Source organism: Bacillus sp. CGMCC 1.60114, from assembly GCF_042676365.1.
In the GTDB taxonomy this organism is placed as follows: Bacteria; Bacillota; Bacilli; order Bacillales; family Bacillaceae_G; genus Bacillus_A; species Bacillus_A rhizoplanae_A.
Map to the genome: position 1 here is coordinate 756,908 of NZ_JBHTHG010000118.1, position 17,586 is coordinate 774,493.

20 protein-coding genes are annotated in these 17,586 nt (G+C 34.6%); 7 read left to right on the forward strand and 13 right to left on the reverse strand.

Annotated elements, in window-relative coordinates; translation table 11 throughout:
- Positions 1-349: 349 nt before the first annotated feature.
- The 5 genes from ACFQZ1_RS25110 to ACFQZ1_RS25130 form a co-directional block, all read right to left on the reverse strand.
- The gene (locus ACFQZ1_RS25110; protein WP_377884877.1) at positions 350-1,318 is read right to left on the reverse strand and encodes a DUF4822 domain-containing protein; all 969 of its coding nucleotides are present in this window, start codon (positions 1,316-1,318) and stop codon (positions 350-352) included.
- Between the two features lie 107 nt (positions 1,319-1,425).
- A complete protein-coding gene (locus ACFQZ1_RS25115) occupies positions 1,426-2,136 on the reverse strand; it encodes an ankyrin repeat domain-containing protein (protein ID WP_377884878.1) in 711 nt (236 codons plus the stop codon).
- A 117-nt stretch (positions 2,137-2,253) separates the two neighbouring features.
- The gene (locus ACFQZ1_RS25120; protein ID WP_377884984.1) at positions 2,254-2,541 is read right to left on the reverse strand and encodes a nucleoside deaminase; all 288 of its coding nucleotides are present in this window, start codon (positions 2,539-2,541) and stop codon (positions 2,254-2,256) included.
- Positions 2,542-2,543: 2 nt separating this feature from the next.
- Entirely contained in the window at positions 2,544-2,717 is a 174-nt protein-coding gene (locus ACFQZ1_RS25125; RefSeq protein ID WP_377884880.1) for a tRNA-specific adenosine deaminase, read from the reverse strand.
- Between the two features lie 28 nt (positions 2,718-2,745).
- Positions 2,746-4,053, reverse strand: a complete 1,308-nt coding sequence (locus ACFQZ1_RS25130) for a purine/pyrimidine permease (RefSeq protein WP_377884881.1) — start codon at positions 4,051-4,053, stop codon at positions 2,746-2,748.
- Positions 4,054-4,344: 291 nt separating this feature from the next.
- Here ACFQZ1_RS25130 and ACFQZ1_RS25135 point away from each other — a divergent pair, with 291 nt between their 5' ends.
- The 5 genes from ACFQZ1_RS25135 to ACFQZ1_RS25155 all read left to right on the forward strand — a co-directional run bounded on the left by ACFQZ1_RS25135 (position 4,345) and on the right by ACFQZ1_RS25155 (position 9,306).
- Positions 4,345-5,244 carry a LysR family transcriptional regulator gene (locus tag ACFQZ1_RS25135; RefSeq protein WP_377884985.1) on the forward strand — a complete coding sequence of 300 codons (900 nt, stop codon included), beginning with the start codon at positions 4,345-4,347 and terminating at the stop codon, positions 5,242-5,244.
- A 411-nt stretch (positions 5,245-5,655) separates the two neighbouring features.
- Positions 5,656-6,021 carry a PH domain-containing protein gene (locus ACFQZ1_RS25140; RefSeq protein ID WP_377884882.1) on the forward strand — a complete coding sequence of 122 codons (366 nt, stop codon included), beginning with the start codon at positions 5,656-5,658 and terminating at the stop codon, positions 6,019-6,021.
- A 135-nt stretch (positions 6,022-6,156) separates the two neighbouring features.
- Complete coding sequence (locus ACFQZ1_RS25145) at positions 6,157-7,086, forward strand: AAA family ATPase (RefSeq protein ID WP_377884883.1); 930 nt, start codon at positions 6,157-6,159, stop codon at positions 7,084-7,086.
- Complete coding sequence (locus ACFQZ1_RS25150) at positions 7,083-8,246, forward strand: DUF58 domain-containing protein (RefSeq protein WP_377884884.1); 1,164 nt, start codon at positions 7,083-7,085, stop codon at positions 8,244-8,246. Before ACFQZ1_RS25145 ends, ACFQZ1_RS25150 begins: the two co-directional genes overlap by 4 nt.
- Positions 8,221-9,306, forward strand: a complete 1,086-nt coding sequence (locus tag ACFQZ1_RS25155; protein ID WP_377884885.1) for a DUF4018 domain-containing protein — start codon at positions 8,221-8,223, stop codon at positions 9,304-9,306. Before ACFQZ1_RS25150 ends, ACFQZ1_RS25155 begins: the two co-directional genes overlap by 26 nt.
- Before the next feature lie 126 nt (positions 9,307-9,432).
- Here the strand turns inward: ACFQZ1_RS25155 and ACFQZ1_RS25160 are convergent, their stop codons facing one another.
- The 7 genes from ACFQZ1_RS25160 to ACFQZ1_RS25190 all read right to left on the reverse strand — a co-directional run bounded on the left by ACFQZ1_RS25160 (position 9,433) and on the right by ACFQZ1_RS25190 (position 15,192).
- Entirely contained in the window at positions 9,433-9,729 is a 297-nt protein-coding gene (locus ACFQZ1_RS25160) for a putative quinol monooxygenase (protein WP_377884886.1), read from the reverse strand.
- An 87-nt stretch (positions 9,730-9,816) separates the two neighbouring features.
- On the reverse strand, positions 9,817-10,455 hold the full coding sequence (locus ACFQZ1_RS25165; RefSeq protein ID WP_377884887.1) for a nitroreductase family protein: 639 nt from the start codon (positions 10,453-10,455) through the stop codon (positions 9,817-9,819).
- A 35-nt stretch (positions 10,456-10,490) separates the two neighbouring features.
- Complete coding sequence (locus ACFQZ1_RS25170) at positions 10,491-10,919, reverse strand: MarR family winged helix-turn-helix transcriptional regulator (protein ID WP_377884888.1); 429 nt, start codon at positions 10,917-10,919, stop codon at positions 10,491-10,493.
- A gap of 403 nt (positions 10,920-11,322) precedes the next feature.
- Positions 11,323-11,787, reverse strand: coding sequence for an NUDIX hydrolase (locus tag ACFQZ1_RS25175; RefSeq protein WP_377884889.1), 465 nt, complete (start codon positions 11,785-11,787; stop codon positions 11,323-11,325).
- A 71-nt stretch (positions 11,788-11,858) separates the two neighbouring features.
- Positions 11,859-12,500 carry an FMN-dependent NADH-azoreductase gene (locus ACFQZ1_RS25180; protein WP_377884890.1) on the reverse strand — a complete coding sequence of 214 codons (642 nt, stop codon included), beginning with the start codon at positions 12,498-12,500 and terminating at the stop codon, positions 11,859-11,861.
- 430 nt (positions 12,501-12,930) lie between these two features.
- On the reverse strand, positions 12,931-13,809 hold the full coding sequence (locus ACFQZ1_RS25185) for an AraC family transcriptional regulator (protein WP_377884891.1): 879 nt from the start codon (positions 13,807-13,809) through the stop codon (positions 12,931-12,933).
- Positions 13,810-14,280: 471 nt separating this feature from the next.
- Complete coding sequence (locus ACFQZ1_RS25190) at positions 14,281-15,192, reverse strand: DMT family transporter (RefSeq protein WP_377884892.1); 912 nt, start codon at positions 15,190-15,192, stop codon at positions 14,281-14,283.
- Between the two features lie 97 nt (positions 15,193-15,289).
- Here ACFQZ1_RS25190 and ACFQZ1_RS25195 point away from each other — a divergent pair, with 97 nt between their 5' ends.
- A complete protein-coding gene (locus ACFQZ1_RS25195; RefSeq protein WP_377884893.1) occupies positions 15,290-16,159 on the forward strand; it encodes a LysR family transcriptional regulator in 870 nt (289 codons plus the stop codon).
- A 345-nt stretch (positions 16,160-16,504) separates the two neighbouring features.
- Here the strand turns inward: ACFQZ1_RS25195 and ACFQZ1_RS25200 are convergent, their stop codons facing one another.
- Positions 16,505-16,975 (reverse strand): GNAT family N-acetyltransferase, encoded by a 471-nt coding sequence (locus ACFQZ1_RS25200; RefSeq protein ID WP_377884894.1) that lies wholly within the window; start codon positions 16,973-16,975, stop codon positions 16,505-16,507.
- Positions 16,976-17,120: 145 nt separating this feature from the next.
- Here ACFQZ1_RS25200 and ACFQZ1_RS25205 point away from each other — a divergent pair, with 145 nt between their 5' ends.
- Positions 17,121-17,573, forward strand: coding sequence for an NUDIX hydrolase (locus tag ACFQZ1_RS25205; RefSeq protein ID WP_377884896.1), 453 nt, complete (start codon positions 17,121-17,123; stop codon positions 17,571-17,573).
- Positions 17,574-17,586: the final 13 nt, after the last annotated feature.

Consider the following 17,586-nt stretch of genomic DNA (forward strand, 5'->3'; position numbering starts at 1 on the left):
CAAATCATCATCAAATGAACTAGTGAAACAAAATAAATAAAATTTAACAAAACTAAAAGAATCTTATTTATTTAGGATTCTTTTAGTTTTGTTGAATGTAAACTTTTACATAAAAGATTACTTCCATTATTGTTCAACAATCGCGCCCGTTTGTTGAAGATCACTGAGGCTTCTATTAGCTAGTTAGTTTAAGCAGAAAGCTTCACACTCTTTTGTTCTATTCCCGTCATTTCACTTATTTTCTCACTGTTTAAATTCGACAAAAGAAATTCTAGTTATTTCTTCCTTTGTTAAAGGAAACAAGAAGGGAACGGAGAAATCTATTCCCTACTTGTCTGCATACCAAGCCCTATTTAGTGAATTTTGGTTTAAGATTACCTTTATAAGGTTCATGTTCAACGAATATAGTTATGTCCTTGCCATCTATGTCTTTACCAGTTCTTTTATACGTAAATTTATTATTATTAAGTTCGGTAAGTTCAAGGGCGGCGCCATACTTATTATTTCCAATTGAAACATGGGCTCTTATCTTATTTCCGTGTACAACATCGAAGTAGCCATAATCACCGCGGCTTTTGCCTGTTTCAGCATTGAAAAACTCATATTTATTAGTCTTATCATTAAATTTTGCCAGACTTATAAAATTTGAATTATATTTTGTTACATCATTGCCATTTTCATCTAATACCTTTGTTCCTTTCCAAAGGGTGCTACCTAAAATTTTATCTCCATCAACGTTTTTAACAATATCTCCTGTAGTAGTGTCCAACTGCTTGTCCGGATCAGTAAAAGACAGCTCTTTTTCTTTATATGGAACATGTTCAACGAATACCTCTACGTCGTTGCCATTAGCATCTTTTCCCACTCTTTTATAAGTAAAAACATCTTTATTTAGTTTTGTGATGTCAACAACAGCTTGGTAATTCATTGATTCTGAAATTAATATTCTCTTCTTCCCATCATTGGTGATAAAGAATGTTCCTTTATCGCCACGACTTTTACCTGTCATAGCATCAAAAAATTCATATCTTCCTGATTTCACATCATATTTCGCAAGACCAATGAAGTTTGCATTCTCTTTTGTTAAGTCATTATTATCTTTGTCATACACTCTTGTACCTTGCCAATCTGTGCTACTAAGAATGTTAGCCATTTCCTGACCTTTGGTTAACTTATTTTCCTTTTTAATCTCTTTAACAGCTTGTTCTTGCTTCTGTTTACTATGATATTCTTGGGCGTTAGCACCAGCACTGCACCATGTTAAAACTAATGTGAATCCGAGTAGTATTGATGATATTGCTTTTGCTTTTTTGTTCATTTTTATCGTCTCCTCATTATATGATTGTAGTGAATTTACATTATTGTCTATTATTTATAGTAGTAGTACGGTTTCGCTTGTACTGATTGGAATCTTATACAATCCGGCTATTTTGCCCCTGCTTTTAACAAAATTTTTTCAATCTCTTTAAAGCCTTTCTCACGTGCATGTTGTAAAGGAGTCACCTTATTATTGTCTGGAATGTTCACATCCGCCCCATGTTCAATCAGCAATTGCACCGTTTGCTGCTGCTTATCGTCTCCATCATTCAAAATAATCGCTTCTAATAAAGCTGTCCAACCAAGATTATTGACATGATTCACATCAATATCCGTATGGGTGAGAAGTTCTTTTATTACATCCACATATCCATGTTCTGAGGCAGGGATTAAAGCAGTTCCTCCATACCGGTTTGTAATCGTCGGGTCGGCCCCTGTTTCAATCGTAAGTTTTAGAATATCTATATATCCTTCTGCACCAGCATACAGGAAGGGATTGTTTTTCATATCATCCTTGATGTTCACATCCGCACCTGCCTTGATAAGTACTTTTGCAGTTTCTATATCATTGTTATATGTCGCAATCATAGTGGCAGTCCTTCCTTTTGAGTCCTGTGCGTTGATGTTCGCACCTTTTTTAATAAGTTTGTTTATGGTGTCTGCCTCTCTATGTTCTACTGCTTGAAGTAACTGTTTATTTAATCCTTCGCTCACGATTTCCTTCTCCTTTTCTTGTTTTTTCGGTTCTCCACTAATGTTAGAAATACAACCTTGAAGCAAGAGAATACATCCTATAAATGCCATCATCCACTTCCACATAAAATATTCTCCTCTATTCTAATATTGTTTTTGCTCTGCTCTTTTTACCTGAGGAGTGAAATTTTTTATATTCTGCGGCTTTTTCTCTCGGAAAACACGTTCCGTTAAATATATAATTTATTTATTCTTTTCTTTCCAAAGAGCAAAAGGATTCTTTTCATGATGATTTTTATCGAGCTTTAATAATTTTATGTCTCGTTGTTCCTTTGGAAGAGCTATTTGCTGATAAACGTATTTTGTTCCTAATCCAATTTCTTCTGCCTCTTGTGCAGTATAGGAATAATAAACATGTTTAAGATTCGCCCAATAAATCGCACTTAAACACATCGGGCAAGGCTCTCCACTTGCGTATAGTATACATTCGGAAAGATCAGGTGTACCAAGAATGCGACAAGCTTGACGGATAGCTAGAAGTTCAGCATGCGCACAGTGGGGTCGTGTGTTTTAAGAACATCATTTACTCCCTTTGCAACAATCTCACCATCTTTAACAAGCACTGCACCAAATGGTTTTCCTTTTTTGTTTTTGGTATTGTCGTAAGCTAACTCGATTGCCAATTGCATAAATTCTTCGTGACTCATTTAAAAACACTCCTTTAACAATTAAATATTAAATATGATTTTTTCCACTCATGTTTTTTGTTTTCCATAGTTGTTCTAGCACAATTACGATGATCGTACCAACAATGAGACCATTGCTTAAAATATATTGGAGAATAGTAGGCAGACCATGAAATATTGCTTTAGGAAGAAACATTAATCCAATACCGATTAACAATGTGATTCCTAATATAGTTAGCCGACGTTGATCTAATTCGTCTTTCAATAGGGATTGAAACGAGATCCCTATGATTTGGACAAAGGATGCTAAACTGGCAGCACAAGCAACAGGGCCAGGAAGCATAGCTAAGAAGTTGACGATTGATGGAACAAAGGCTATACCTGCTAAGGCTAAACTTGCTATTAGGAAAGGCATTATTCGTTTTTGCTCGGTTAATCGGATAAAACCCGCCGATACTGGCAATGGCACAATTCCAATTGTCGAAAAAAGAGCTGATATAACATGTGTAATACCGCCTGCCCAACTGGCACGGTTAATGGTTTGTTTTTCGGATTCTCCTGATTCTGGAACCACTTGTTTAACAGCCGTAACGGCCGCTATCGTATTAGAGACTAAAATAAACGTAAATATAATTGAGGTTATAACCATTCCAGCATTTAATTGCGGAGTCCCCCATGCAAAAATGTCTGGTAATTTAATGAAGGAAGCCGGTGTAGAAATCGTATTGGGGTTTTTTCCTAATAAGAAATATAGTAACCACCCAAATAAAATTCCTAACAGTACGGAGTAACTTTTCATCCATCCTTTTCCTTTAATTGATAGCACTATCACTAGAACAAATACGCCAAATGAAATCGCTGCTATTTGATAATCTAGGTTAGACTGTCCTTGTGTTCCGAACATTCCCTCTAAAAAAATACCACTAAGTTGAAGACTCAGAATCAAAAGAAAAGAACCAGTAACTAAAGGAGTGAACAAAAACAACAGCCGATTAACCAGGCCGGTTATGCCAAGAATAACTAGTAAAAATCCTGTAACCAGCAAACCACCTTCTAAAAGTTGTAATGTTTCTTTCGTACTTTCCCCCTGCTGAATCGCCATACCCGCTAAAATGACAAATACACTGACCCATGAACCTGCAGGTCCGTCAGCGATTGGATAGCGATGTCCAAGCCAGCCTTGTATAAAAGAGCTAATGCCCACCACAAAAAAAGTTCGTTGCATCAAATCGGATATTTCCTCGATTGATAAATGAAATACTCCTCCGATTACAATCGGTAATGCAACAGAAGTGGCCAGCAGGAAAAAGAACCATTGAAATATGCTTAAAGCGCCGTAAAAACGTTGTTTTTCCATATTGTTTCACCTTCATATAAAATATTTATTTTTTTCAAGTACCAATAGAAATTAGTTCTAATTGGCCTACAAATAAAGATTTCACGCAAGAAAAACTTTTTTTAACCTATCTCGATGTTCTAGCTAACATCTGCAAAATTTTTTTGTTTAAAAATGCATCGTGGTTTAAAACCGTTGCGGGAAATTTCTTTTCATCTAAAATTATGATATCTTAGAATGTAGTATATGAAAAATATAAAAAAAATTAATTTTACTTAAGTTTTTCATATAGGAAGGGTGTTTTTTCCAATGATGGATATTAGACAACTGCGATATTTCATAGCAATTGTAGAAGAAAGAAAAATTTCTGCTGCCGCTAAAAAACTTCATATCTCCCAGCCTCCGCTAAGCCAGCAACTGAAAACAATGGAAGATGAATTAGGAACGAAATTAATAGAAAGAAATGGGAAATTTTTAGAAGTGACGGAAGCAGGAAAAGCCTTATATAAGTATGCGCTACAAATGACTCATTTAATGGAAGAAGCCAGAATGGAGGTAAAGGAAGTCGGAAACGGGGTAAGTGGAAGACTGACGATAGGTATCAATACTTTTTCGTTAGCCGGATTACCTGAGTTACTTCACCAATTTCACAAAAAATATCCTAAGGTTACATATAAAGTTCATCAAAATGAGTCATCTCATCTTTGTCAATTAGTGAGAGACAGGATTGTAGAACTGGCGATTATACGCTTACCGCTCGAGTTAGATGATTTTTCAGCTATCCATCTTTATACAGAACCTTTTTACTTTATTACTTCAAATAAAAAGCAGCCTTTTAATCATCCGGTTATACTTGCTGACATTCAAAATCACCCTCTGATATTACCGAGTACAGAAGGATTGGGAGTTCATTATATGATTTTGGAAGCATTTTCAAAAGCTCAACTACATCCGAACATTATTGCCGAGTGCTCCGACATCTCCCTTTTATTAGATTTAGTCGCTTGTAACTTTGGAGAAGCTATTGTTCCGGAAACCGTCATTAAACAATTTAAAAACTACAATATCCAGGCTTTCAAAATTACAGATACAGAGCTATCTGCATCCACGAGCTTAATATGGCTGAAGAATCATTATCTATCAAAAAACGCTCAAAACTTTATAAAACTGTTAACGGGGTACATCCAGCAAAACACGGATTTACAGCGTTAAGGATATTCCAGCATTAAAAATCCCAATCTCTCAGTGTCATAATTGAGAAATTGGGATTTATTTATTCAACTATTTGGCCCGATTGGTGAATACAATGATTGGTATTTTTTAAACAACTTTATTATTTTTTAAATAACTTTATTGTCATTTAACAGTTACATATTAGTTATATGTAATATGTGACATCCTTTATTTTTGATAACTTTTTACGATTTAGGTCTTGATAACCATTTGTTGCTACTCAACAGTTCCTTAATCCGCCTTTCAGTTCAGATCTTTTTTTCAATTTTCACTATAAAAACACCCCTTTAGATAAACAGATCCAAAGGGGCAAAACATCGTGTCTTTTTTATAAACACCATGACTTTATTTAAATGATATAATCATAATATATAGAAAGAGGTGTTAGCAATGTCAACATTACAAGATACAATAAAAAACTTACTCTACGAAAATGAAACAATCCTTTTTCACACTAAATGTTCTCTATCTTTATTTTTAGGTAGACTTCACTCTGCACCCGGAGTAGTATTAACAACAAATAAAAGGTTGTTGTTTATATATAAAGAAACGACGGAATCTACTCCTCTGCGATATGAGGAATACTTTTACGAACGTATTGATGAAGTAAAAGAACATCCTTATTTTTTCAGCTCTCATTCGTCTATTTACTACAACGATGATTGGGTACGTTTTGAAAGAATATACAATCAAAATATAAGAAAACAACTTTGTTCAATCATACAACAGCAAATTGTAAGTAGCTCGTTAACATAGAGCTACTTATTTATTTACTTTATCAGAACATCTACGCACATGCTTAACATTGCATTATAACGAAAAGTGATTTTATTTTTTTAGAAAATTTTGTTAAAATTAAGAAAAAAAGGATTGCGAGAAAGGAATAAACACATGATACATAAGTTAAAAGAAAACATCTCGTCTGTATTTGTCGGAAAAGAAAATGTAATTGACCTTCTCTTAGTTTCATTATTAGCAGATGGGCATGTCTTATTAGAAGATGTCCCTGGGACAGGAAAAACATTGTTGGCAAAGACGATTGCTAAAAGTATTGGCGGCCAATTTTCCCGCGTACAGTTTACACCTGATGTACTGCCTAGTGATGTAACAGGTATTGAATACTTCAATCCAAAAACAAGTGAATTTGAACTGCGCCTCGGTCCTGTTATGACAAATTTATTATTAGCAGATGAAATTAACCGCGCCATGCCACGTACACAATCGAGCTTATTAGAAGCGATGGAAGAACGACAAGTGACACTTGAAAAACAATCCACACCTCTTCCAAAACCATTTTTCGTAATTGCAACGCAAAATCCAATCGAATCACAAGGAACATTTCCACTTCCAGATGCACAGCTTGACCGTTTTTTAATGACCATTTCGATTGGTTATCCTACTCCGGAAGAAGAGCTCCAAATGATGAGACGTTTTCGAAAGGATAAACCATTAAACGAGCTTCAGCCTGTCATCTCACTAGATGACATTATTCAAGTACAAAATAAAGTAAAAGATGTTTATGTATCAGAACCTTTAGAAGGCTACATAATCAAACTTGCTAATGCAACTCGTAATCATGATTTTATCGCAAACGGAATTAGTCCACGAGGAACACTCGCTTTAGTAAGAGGTATTCAAGCTCTTTCCTTTTTAAGGAATCGAGAATTTTGTACACCAGAAGACGTGCAATTACTACTTCCTTACATTTGGAAACACCGCATTATTTTATCCATGGAAGGCGCTCTTCGTACGACAAAACAAGAGATTATAGAAGCGATTTTGAAAGAAGTTGATGTACCAGTGGAGATTGAACAAACATGAATGGGCAACGTCTCGTCTCCGTCCCATTATTATTTCAAAATCATACCATAAAATTAACAATTCCGATTGCACTGTTGTTCACATTTTTCTTACCGCAGCCATATATCGTATATCCGCTTCTGTTTTATTATATATTTTCTTTTTTTATTTATCGGTATATCACTTACATAGAGAAGTACTTTCAAATTATAAATAAGAAACAAACAACAAGATTGTTTCCTAAAGAGAACGGACAACTATCCATTATGTTACAAAATGAAGCAAAAGTACCGTTGGTGAATGGAAAATGTTTTTTTCATATACATCCATCACTCGATATTTATCCAAGCATAGGACTAGAACAAATATCAAAAAGTCTCTTTTCTTTTCCATTTTCACAGCCTGCTCGTTCACAGCAAAAGTTGGATTTAACTTTCACAGCGACAAAACGGGGGGTTTTTCAAATCGAACAGTTTGAATGTATCATTGGTGATCCTTTTAACATCATTCAAGTACATTTACCAATTATGCATAAATTAAAAACAGAAATTATTGTCTATCCTACCCCGAAGCAAGTTGCAGGACTACAAGAAATACAGCAACTATTACTGGGCTCTTATAGAACAAATTTTTCTTTTTTCCATGATGAAACGTCAATTGTCGGAGTAAAACAGTATGAAAGAGAATCATTTCGTTCCATCCATTGGAAAGCATCTGCCAAAATGCAAAGCTTACAAGCCAAGAAATATGAAGCAGTAAAAAATTATAGCTGGACAATTTGCATATACCTTGCCTCAAATCGAGGAATTGGATGGAAAGAAAATATAGAAGACTTGATTTCCTATGCAACATACATTTGTCAAATTGCAACAGAAAAGAAAATTCCCTTTGAATTATTTATTAGCATTTTAACAGAAGATGGACCTATGCACTTGACGCTGAATGAAGGCTCTATGCATTATGCAAAAGCATTGGAAGAACTTGCACGTATTTCAGAAGATAGTACATTACTGCCGCGAGAGAGTTTTCTGCATTATATGATGCGAAAAAGAGTGAGGTCGTCTACACTATTTTTCCTTGGCGTCCCTAAACATAATATACCTTATACAACACAGCCAACATATATTGTTCACAATGAAGGAGTGGTGGAACAGCTTGAATACATGGCTACGGTACGTTAATGATTTTATTCTTCTCCTCCTTCTTTCTTTATTAACTGAAAAAGGAGAAGTTGTACACATTGTTTTGTTTCTTCTAGTCAGTCATATTTGCTTACTGCCTATTATGAAAATTAGTAAAAAGAAAAAACCATGGTTTGTAGCACTATTCATTCTACAAGTCATGGTTTGCTATTCTTTGGCGTTATTTTCTACTATAAGTTCCGTGTTATTACCGTTTTTCTTTTTTCTTGTGTACGCAAAAGATGATGTTTCACCCTTTCATAAATTATTAGGAGCTGTTCTATGGTCTTTTTATTCCATTTTTATCCATATGAAACTCCCTTCCATATGGGAATTAGGATTACTCATTTTACATACACTCCTAACATTATGGATGACAAGTTTTAATCGAAATCAACAAATAATGCGATTACTATCAGTTACAGCTATTGGGATTATTAGTTTTTTATTCATACCTTTCCTTTCTTACATACGAACTGGCATCACTTATGTCATTCAATGGATTGCTTTAGGATTAGGATATATTTTAAACCCACTATTTCTAGCAGCTGAACTGAAGCAAACAGACCGTTCTTTAAATAGTAATTTGATGCAAGGTAATTCGCCGCCTCCACAGGTTCTAGGAAAAGAATATGATCCGTTCGTTCTACAATGTATTACAATTCTTATCATTGTAGTTGCTGCCATTTATGTAATTTGGAAACTATATAAGAGGCGTCATGAAATCAACTTTGGGCGTATGTCTTCCTATGAACCTATCATTGTTGGTCCAGAACAACGAAATATACAAAAGCGAAACCGAAAGTTACGACCACCAAACAATGCAATTCGTAAAGAAATTTTTAATTTGGAAAAGAAACTAAAACCACCATTAAATCGGCTACGCGGTGAAACAGTTGAACAATGGATGGAAAGACTTCATAGAGACGAAGAGGTCTCCATTCAATTTGATGTGATTATCGATGCATATAACGCTACAAGGTATGCAAATCGTGATGATACTGAACTTCTCCAGAAATTTAAAAGCGAAGTTCATACATTATACAAATATCGAAAATGAGTGAAAGAAAAGAAAAATAAGCTTTAATCTCAATACTAGCTAAAAACCTCGACTTCTCCTACTGGAGTCATCGAGGTTTTTAGTATTATTATAAGGGTGATATAAATTCGGTTCCCTATTTTGTTATTACCCTTGCAGTGGTTTTCCATCAAAAGCTTTTATATCTAATGGTGCAACTAAAAATTGATTTGCTTTACCAACAAAAGTAGTGAAATGCTCACTCTTATTGTGATTAGCAACTACTTCTGCATTTTCCCATACCTCTACCATTGTATAGACATTTTCTTTTTCGGTATCCTTATACAAATCATAAGACATATTTCCACTTTCTTTTCTTGACCCACTAATTAGCGGCTGAATCTCATCTAAAAACGCTTCTTGTTTTGCTGGATCCACATGAAATTTAGCATGAATTATAATCATAGTACTGTCTCCTCTCACTTTTCTACTTGTATTTATATATAAAAAAGTCAATCACGCAAATGATGAAACCTTGTGCTCTTCTATCAATTACTTCCACTGAGCAATTTTATCAATTGGAAGGCGAACTGATGGGTAACCACTGTTAGCTGCTTTTCCAATTGATATTAACATAACTGGTACATAACGATCCTTATCTAAGCCAAATACCTCTGCAACTTTGTCTTTTTCATATCCACCGATTGGACATGTATCGTATCCGTGAGCACGAGCTGAAAGCATAAGTTGCATCGCTGCAAGACCCCCATCAATTAAAACTACGTCTTTCATATCTTCTCGAGAAATTGTTGAGAAATAACCTTTAAGCTTCTCCATTTGACTTTCTTTTACGTCTAAAGGCATATATCCAAGTTCAACTGCTTTACTGTAAATTTCTTCACCATTTTCAAAATTATTCAAATCACCAAAAACAGCAATCATTGCTGCTGAAGTTTCCACTTGACGTTGATTAAATTTAGCAAGCGGAGCAAGCTTTGCTTTTCCTTCAGCACTATCAATTACTAAGAAGCGCCATGGTTGCATATTTACAGAAGATGGTGCAAGAGTTGCTTCTGTAAGGATCTCTGTCATTTCTTCTTTACTAATTTTCACAGTAGGATCGTAATTTCGAATAGAACGTCGACCTGTTATAATTTCTGTAAAATTATGTGTTTTTTGTGTGTTAATCATAGTTGAATGCTCCCTTTTTCTGTCTAATAATGATATTAGAATTCTTTTATATTCTTTTGAATGCGATTTAACATATTTAGAAGCTCATCCCGTTCTTCTTCGTTAAAATCCTTTAACACAGAAGCGGCAAATCGCTCTTTTTCCTCTTGAAAGGAATGAATTTTATTCCGACCAGCATCTGTTAAACTAACAAGGGTTATTCGATTATCATTCGGATTTTTACGTCTTGTAATCATTTCGTTAGCTTCAAGTTGCTTTAAATGCCGGGTAATTGCTGCATTGTCAATATTGATTTCCTTTTGAAGTGCTTTTTGACTTATTTCATCTACTAGATACAGTTGATGTAAAAGTTCCAATCTAGACTGGCTAATCCCCGTACAACCTTCGAATTTCGAACTTATGTCTTTATTGAGGAAATGTAATTTATATAAAATGACCGCTTCCTTTGAACATGAATCGCTCAAATTACCACCCCTTTTTTATACTGATAAAAAATTTGATATATCAAAAATTGATATATCAAACAATATACATGAGTTTCATTTAAAAAGCAATAATTTTTGTTTTTATCCTCTTTTTAATGAGCAGTTAACTCTTCTACTGCTCAAAATTATATTTACTATTCCCTTTGCTCACCAGAATTATTATTCAACTATATTTCTACATGTACAGTTTAGAATCGGATATCTTATATGCTAGACAAAACCATAGTTCACTCTTCTTATTCTCCTCTGACCTATATCCAATTTTTAAAGATAGGATTTCACAAAAAGAGACTGCCCCAAAAGGCACATATGTACCTTTTGGGGCAGTCTCTTTTTGTTTGAAATTATACATAACCTTAGCAGGTACAGGGTCGTCTTTCTTTTAATTTGTCACAATATGTTCTACACACTGCGGTAAATGATCTAGCTTTGTTTTTAAAAAGGCAGGTTGCGTATTAAAATGATGGATTTCCTCTAGTGGAACCCATTGAAACTCAAATTCTCGTCCGCCATCTTCTCTTATAAAAGAACCCGTTTTCGGAATATCACAACCCTCTAAATGCGTTTCATAATAAAAGCCTATTTCATGAAACTCATGATGATCATAAGTAAAAAATTTTTCAACAACCCACATTAATCGTTTTACATTTGCATCCACCTCTAATTCTTCTTTCAGCTCTCTTTTAAGAGCAGACTCACTACTTTCAAGCATTTGAACTCGTCCGCCAGGTAGACACCAAAAGTTATCTCCCTTCCCACGATGAAGAAGAACCTTTCCATTTTCAATACACACAGCTGCTACTCGATAATTAAAACGTTTCCCATCCTCTGTAAAAACAATATCCATCCCGATCCCCCCTATCTAATAAATAAAAACCCACAAATTCCATTATAAGAAATTTGTGGGTTTTTTTCTAATTATTCAAAAAAACCTTTTGCAACTTCTCTCGCGTGTGCCATTGCTTTTTCTTTAATATTCTCTGCCTCATCCGGCATTTGATTCATACCTTCTACAATAATAGATTGTACATCTTCAATTCCAACAAAGCCCATAATCGCTCGAAGATAACGATCTCCAAATTCTACTTCTGTTGCTGGCCCTTCTGAATATATACCACCGCGCGCTTGAATATGAACGGCCCTTTTACCAGATAACAAGCCAACAGGACCTTCTGCTGTATACTTGAATGTTTTTCCTGCCATACAAATTGTGTCAATATATGCTTTCATAAGCGGTGGAAAGCTAAAATTCCACATCGGTGTTACAAATATATATCTATCCGCTTCTACAAACTGATCTGTTAATTTATTAATTGCAGCAATCTTACTTTGCTCTTCTGCAGAAAGATTTTCAAACGCTGTCCCTTTTTGTAGCTTTCCCCATCCATTAAGTACATCCGCATCAATATATGGAATATGGGTTTTGTACAAATCAAGATCAATAATTTCATCATTTGGAGCCTCGTGACGATATGCTTCTAAAAAAGCTTGTCCAACTGTAAGTCCATACGATTGATCAGTTGGTTTCGGATTTGCGGTAATGTATAGAACTTTACTCACTTGCTATCCTTCCTTTCGAAATATAAATTCAACCCTCCTTATATTGCCTTTTATCTTGATTTTTATTAAAAATTTTGTATCTGTTCGAAAGAATTCTCATTAACTTATCATGATGTATACTGCAAAAGTGCGATTATTTACTGCAAATTCTACTTCGGACTACACTGATATTATGTTTTGCGAGCGCTATCATGGATACTGTTTTTACAAAAAGGTTAAATCGTTTATAAAAATAATGAACTGAAATATCCTATTCTGATTAAAATAGACATTTCAGTTTTTCTTCTTAAACTAACAAAGCAAGATTCTTAAGGAAAGTATGGTTATATAAAAAAGTGGATAACTACAAACATTAGTACCCACTTTTTTATTTAATAGCGTTTATCTTGCATTAACGGGCAGTAAGATTCCCACTGATGGAAGTTTCACTTTATGCTTTTCTTTTTTTCACAGGAATCCATATTTCACTTTTGAAATTAGGTGCAGAAGTCGCTTTACCTTCAGTCCATAACAATTCTGGACCATCTACTGCTTCATAATTAGAAGAAGGAAACCATTCAGAATAAATTCGTCCCCATACATTTTGAGTGTCTTCTGGAAACTTTCCTTCAATTTTAAAAATAGCCCAAGTTGCCGCTTTAACTTCTTGTGTCTCAAAATGATGCATTTCTTTAGAGGTTGTAGCGACACCTATTAAGTGATCGAGCTCTCCCTTTTCTTCCATACGTTCTTCAGAAAAATTAAACGATGCACTAATGAGTCCTTTCGGTTCTGTGTTTGAAAGTTGGTTTAATTGTTTAATCTTTTCAGAATCTAATTCTGCCCACATTGCTGTAATAGCAGTATTCTCACCTTTAAACACAATAGGTACTCTTTTTTTGATTCCTACAAGTGTAAAAGCTTCTTTATTCTCTATACGATAATTCATTTCTACTCCTCCTTGAATCGTTAATTGGAAAGTCATACGCGGAAATGCTTTTAACGAATGCCCACGCTGTCTTACTTCTGAAGGAGTTAAACCATGCAATTTATAAAATGCCTTCGTAAACGAATCTGGAGATTGATAGCCATATTTTAGAGCTATATCTATAACTTTGACGTTCTGAGAACTTAACTCAAAACCCGCATTAGTTAAACGTCTACGCCGAATGTATTCTGCTAAAGTTATTCCAGCTAGAAAAGAAAACATTTTTCTAAAATGGTATTCTGAACAATGGGCAATGCTCGCAATTTTTTTATAATCTATTTCATGTTCAAGGTTCTCTTCAATATAAGCTAACGCTTTATTCATATTTTTTAGTAAATCCATTTGCATGACCTTCCTTTCATTTATAGATTATCATTCAAACAAAAGAGGAACCCGATATTTTATGTTCATTTTAGACGGATTATAAAAGTAAGCGTCAAATATTCCCCACCTACTATTTGTAAATAACCCATGAGATAATCTCCTTACATACTACATGTGGAGGTTTTTTTATGAAAAGACACCTATTAAAGAAAGAATGGGAAACTTATATTCAAGACTATAAACGCAGTGGATTATTCAACGTTGCCTGGTATCAAAAATAGAACCTATCAATTCATCGGCTATATTACTGGCTAAAAAAATTATCACCTGAAACTGAAGATCAAAATAAAAATGAGCGTGTGAATTGGATTTCTATGAATGTCCCTGTCGTAAAAGAAAACATAGATACCGCGAGGTGCTTTTAATCAAACTTTATTTCAAAAGAAAGCGCCTATGTTGAAAAATAGGCGCTTTCTTTAATAATTTTAATTAACATTTTTTAGGTTCAACTTGTTGTTTAATTGTAAGTGATTTAGGCTTCATATTCACACAACAGATGCTCACAACAATGAATAAGAGTCCAATAAAAAGACTAAGGGTAATTGCTTCATGTAAAAAAATAGCACTCGCTATAATCGCAATAAGTGGAATGAGAAATGTATAGGCTCCCACTTTGCTTGCCTCTCCTGAGCCGATAAGTGTAAAGTAAGCTAACCAGCCCATTGCAATAACAAAGATAGAGACAAACAGTAATATAGATGTAAATGGCACGTTCCAAACAATACTAGACCAGCTTTCAAATTCTGATCCAAACCCGATTAAGAAAAAGCCACCAATAATCAGTTGAAGTGTAACCATCCAAATTGCGTTTACACGATTACTGGTTTTCTTAATGAACACCGTACCAAGTGCCCAGCCAAGGGAACAGCCTAAAGCGAGTAATATTCCAACGATAGAAATATGACCACTTAAACCACTCGAACTTATAACAGCCACACCGAAAAATCCAAGAATCAAGCCGAAGATTTTTAATCCATACATTGCTTCTTCGAGCCAAATCCAAGAGAAAATGCCAAGCAGCACTGGCTGAAGGAAAACGATAGCTGAAAACAGGCCAGCTGGCATATATTCAAGTCCTATAGTCTGAAGCCCATAAAATAATATGTTATTAAGTAAAGCGGAAATAAAGTATAAATGCCATGTTTTCTTTAAGTTCAACTCTTTATATTTTGGCAAGGCAAAAATAAGTAGGATGAATCCGCCTAACACTGTTCTCATTCCGGCAAACAACACTGGCGGTGTATAATGAAGAGCGAATTTTGACAAAGGCCAATTGATTCCCCACATGATGACAAGAAATGTAAGAAGTAAAGTCATTCTTGTTCGCGAAAGTTGTTTCACGTTAAGACCTCCTTGTTGTATTTCATTTCACTATGATATGATATTGGACATAATAAATAAAATGAATCTTTTTTATAAGGAGTATAAGTAATTCGTTATGACCATTACGCAACTTCAAGTATTTGTAAAAACCGTCGAAATGGGAAGTTTCACGAAAGCTGCTCAAAGTCTGAATATGACACAACCAGCTGTGAGCCACGCTATATCTAGTATTGAATCAGAATTAGGCGTCACACTAATCATTCGTGATAAGAGAAAAGGATTAATTCTTACTGATGTCGGAAAACGTATTCTTATTCATATTCGAGAGATTTTGAATGGGATAGAAAAGGTGGAACAAGAAGTAGCCGCAGAAAAGGGACATGAAGTAGGGACAATTCGTATTGGAAGTTTTCCGAGTGCTTCCGCATATTTCTTGCCTAAAATCATTAACATCTTTCGGCAGAAATATCCGAACTTAGAGCTGATCCTTTATGAAGGAACACTTAAGGAAGTAGAAGGTTGGTTATTGTCTCGCGTCATCGATATCGGGATAGTTATCCTTCCAAATGAAGAAATGGAAATTATCCCATTGACAAGGGGGAAAATGGTTGTGGTACTACGAGATGATCACACCCTATATAAGAAATCAGCTATTACAATACAGGATTTGAATAATGAACCAATCATTATTTTTAAAGGGGGATATGAACCTCCGATTATCGATATGTTTAAACAAGCCGGAGTACCGCTCTGCATTAAATATGCAGTTTCTACCGTAACGACATCACTAAATATGATACAAGAAGGGCTAGGGTTGGCCATCTTAGCTGAGTTATCCTTATCTAATCTACCCCCGAATGTTCGAACTCGAGAGCTAGAACCACAAGTTTGGAGAGAAATTGGTCTAGCTGTCCCTTCATTAAAGGAATCATCGCTTGCAGTCCAATTATTTATTGAAGAGGTGCAAGAGCTGTTTTCTTTGTAAAATAGGCTTATCCCTTATATGAAGGGGGAGCCTTTTCTTTATAATTTTCTGTCCAAATTGTACGAGAAATGGAATTTTAAAAGTAAAAGTCAAGTAGCCCCAAAACATACAATAAAAGTTGACTTTGGAGTTACTTTACGTTTACTTTTAAAATGAGTTAAAGTATTACATACGCTGAAAGTAACCGATACTTTAGTGTAAATAGAATTTCAAAATGATCAAACTTTATTTCAAAGTTACAAATAATTTCTTATTAAAAAACATCTCTCAAGAAAAAACAAAAATATATATTTTATAATAAAAAAGCAGCATAACAATTTTATATCGTTTTGCCGCTTACATCATTTATAAATGTTTTATAAATAACACTCGACTTCCACCTTGTCCATCATAATTTGTATGTACAGATAACCCCTCTATTTCACTATCACCTTTTTCAATATCAAACCCTATATCACGATGAAATTGAATGGACTTTTGATTAACGGGGGATGTTACTGCTTTTACAACGTGACGCCCCTTAGAGCGAACGGCATCACAAAATGAGGCATACAGTGCTGACGCAATCCCTTCTCTTCTATGTTTTGGATTCACACCAACAAAATGAACATATGCTTCATCTTCAAAGGTTTGCGAAAAAAAGCCACATAAAAAGCCTGCAATTTCATTATCCTTTTCAATAATAAAACTCGTTTCTTGAAAATGAACAAAAAAGAGCTTTGGCAACATGTCTGCCATCTGTCTCCCGCCCCACCAATCATTAATAACTGAATGAATTGTAATATAATCCTCAGGTTTAATTTTTCTAACGTACATATTTCATACCCTCTCTTTTTCCATTTATACTTACGTTATTAGATATTGAGATGTATTTTCCTGTTTAACTTATAAATTCATTTTTTCAGATTCATATCATCATATGAGATAATTCGATTAAAACAAATGAAATTAGGTGAAAAACATGTACATAAAATCTTCTTTTGGCGAAAAAAAACAACATATAGAATACACCTCACGCCCGAGCTCTTATGCCATTATTTTCAAAGAAGATACTAGTAAAATAGCAGTAATTCAAAAGGGAATGAGATATTTTTTACCTGGCGGCGGAATGGAAAACGGCGAAACAAAAGAAAGCTGCTTACACCGTGAGCTATTAGAAGAATTAGGTTGGGAAATTGAAGTGCAGCATTATATCGGAAATGCTAAGCGCTACTTTTATGCCGAAAAAGAAGATATACATTATTTAAATGATGGTCATTTTTACATGTGTAGCAAAATACATGAACATCATGTTCCTACAGAAGATGATTACATCTTGCATTGGGTATCTTCTTCTGAAACGCAACAGTTGCTTGTTCACGATCATCAACAATGGGCTGTAAAGCAAGCAATCTTATTATGCAAACAAAAATGACCACTCCTCTCAG

Excerpts from the sequence above, each read along its gene's own strand:
- ACFQZ1_RS25110 (WP_377884877.1), bottom strand. The coding sequence starts at position 1,318 with ATGAACAAAAAAGCAAAAGCAATATCATCAATACTACTCGGATTCACA.
- ACFQZ1_RS25115 (WP_377884878.1), bottom strand. The coding sequence starts at position 2,136 with ATGTGGAAGTGGATGATGGCATTTATAGGATGTATTCTCTTGCTTCAA.
- ACFQZ1_RS25125 (WP_377884880.1), bottom strand. The coding sequence starts at position 2,717 with ATGAGTCACGAAGAATTTATGCAATTGGCAATCGAGTTAGCTTACGAC.
- ACFQZ1_RS25130 (WP_377884881.1), bottom strand. The coding sequence starts at position 4,053 with ATGGAAAAACAACGTTTTTACGGCGCTTTAAGCATATTTCAATGGTTC.
- ACFQZ1_RS25135 (WP_377884985.1), top strand. The coding sequence starts at position 4,345 with ATGGATATTAGACAACTGCGATATTTCATAGCAATTGTAGAAGAAAGA.
- ACFQZ1_RS25140 (WP_377884882.1), top strand. The coding sequence starts at position 5,656 with ATGTCAACATTACAAGATACAATAAAAAACTTACTCTACGAAAATGAA.
- ACFQZ1_RS25145 (WP_377884883.1), top strand. The coding sequence starts at position 6,157 with ATGATACATAAGTTAAAAGAAAACATCTCGTCTGTATTTGTCGGAAAA.
- ACFQZ1_RS25150 (WP_377884884.1), top strand. The coding sequence starts at position 7,083 with ATGAATGGGCAACGTCTCGTCTCCGTCCCATTATTATTTCAAAATCAT.
- ACFQZ1_RS25160 (WP_377884886.1), bottom strand. The coding sequence starts at position 9,729 with ATGATTATAATTCATGCTAAATTTCATGTGGATCCAGCAAAACAAGAA.
- ACFQZ1_RS25165 (WP_377884887.1), bottom strand. The coding sequence starts at position 10,455 with ATGATTAACACACAAAAAACACATAATTTTACAGAAATTATAACAGGT.
- ACFQZ1_RS25175 (WP_377884889.1), bottom strand. The coding sequence starts at position 11,787 with ATGGATATTGTTTTTACAGAGGATGGGAAACGTTTTAATTATCGAGTA.
- ACFQZ1_RS25185 (WP_377884891.1), bottom strand. The coding sequence starts at position 13,809 with ATGGATTTACTAAAAAATATGAATAAAGCGTTAGCTTATATTGAAGAG.
- ACFQZ1_RS25195 (WP_377884893.1), top strand. The coding sequence starts at position 15,290 with ATGACCATTACGCAACTTCAAGTATTTGTAAAAACCGTCGAAATGGGA.
- ACFQZ1_RS25200 (WP_377884894.1), bottom strand. The coding sequence starts at position 16,975 with ATGTACGTTAGAAAAATTAAACCTGAGGATTATATTACAATTCATTCA.
- ACFQZ1_RS25205 (WP_377884896.1), top strand. The coding sequence starts at position 17,121 with ATGTACATAAAATCTTCTTTTGGCGAAAAAAAACAACATATAGAATAC.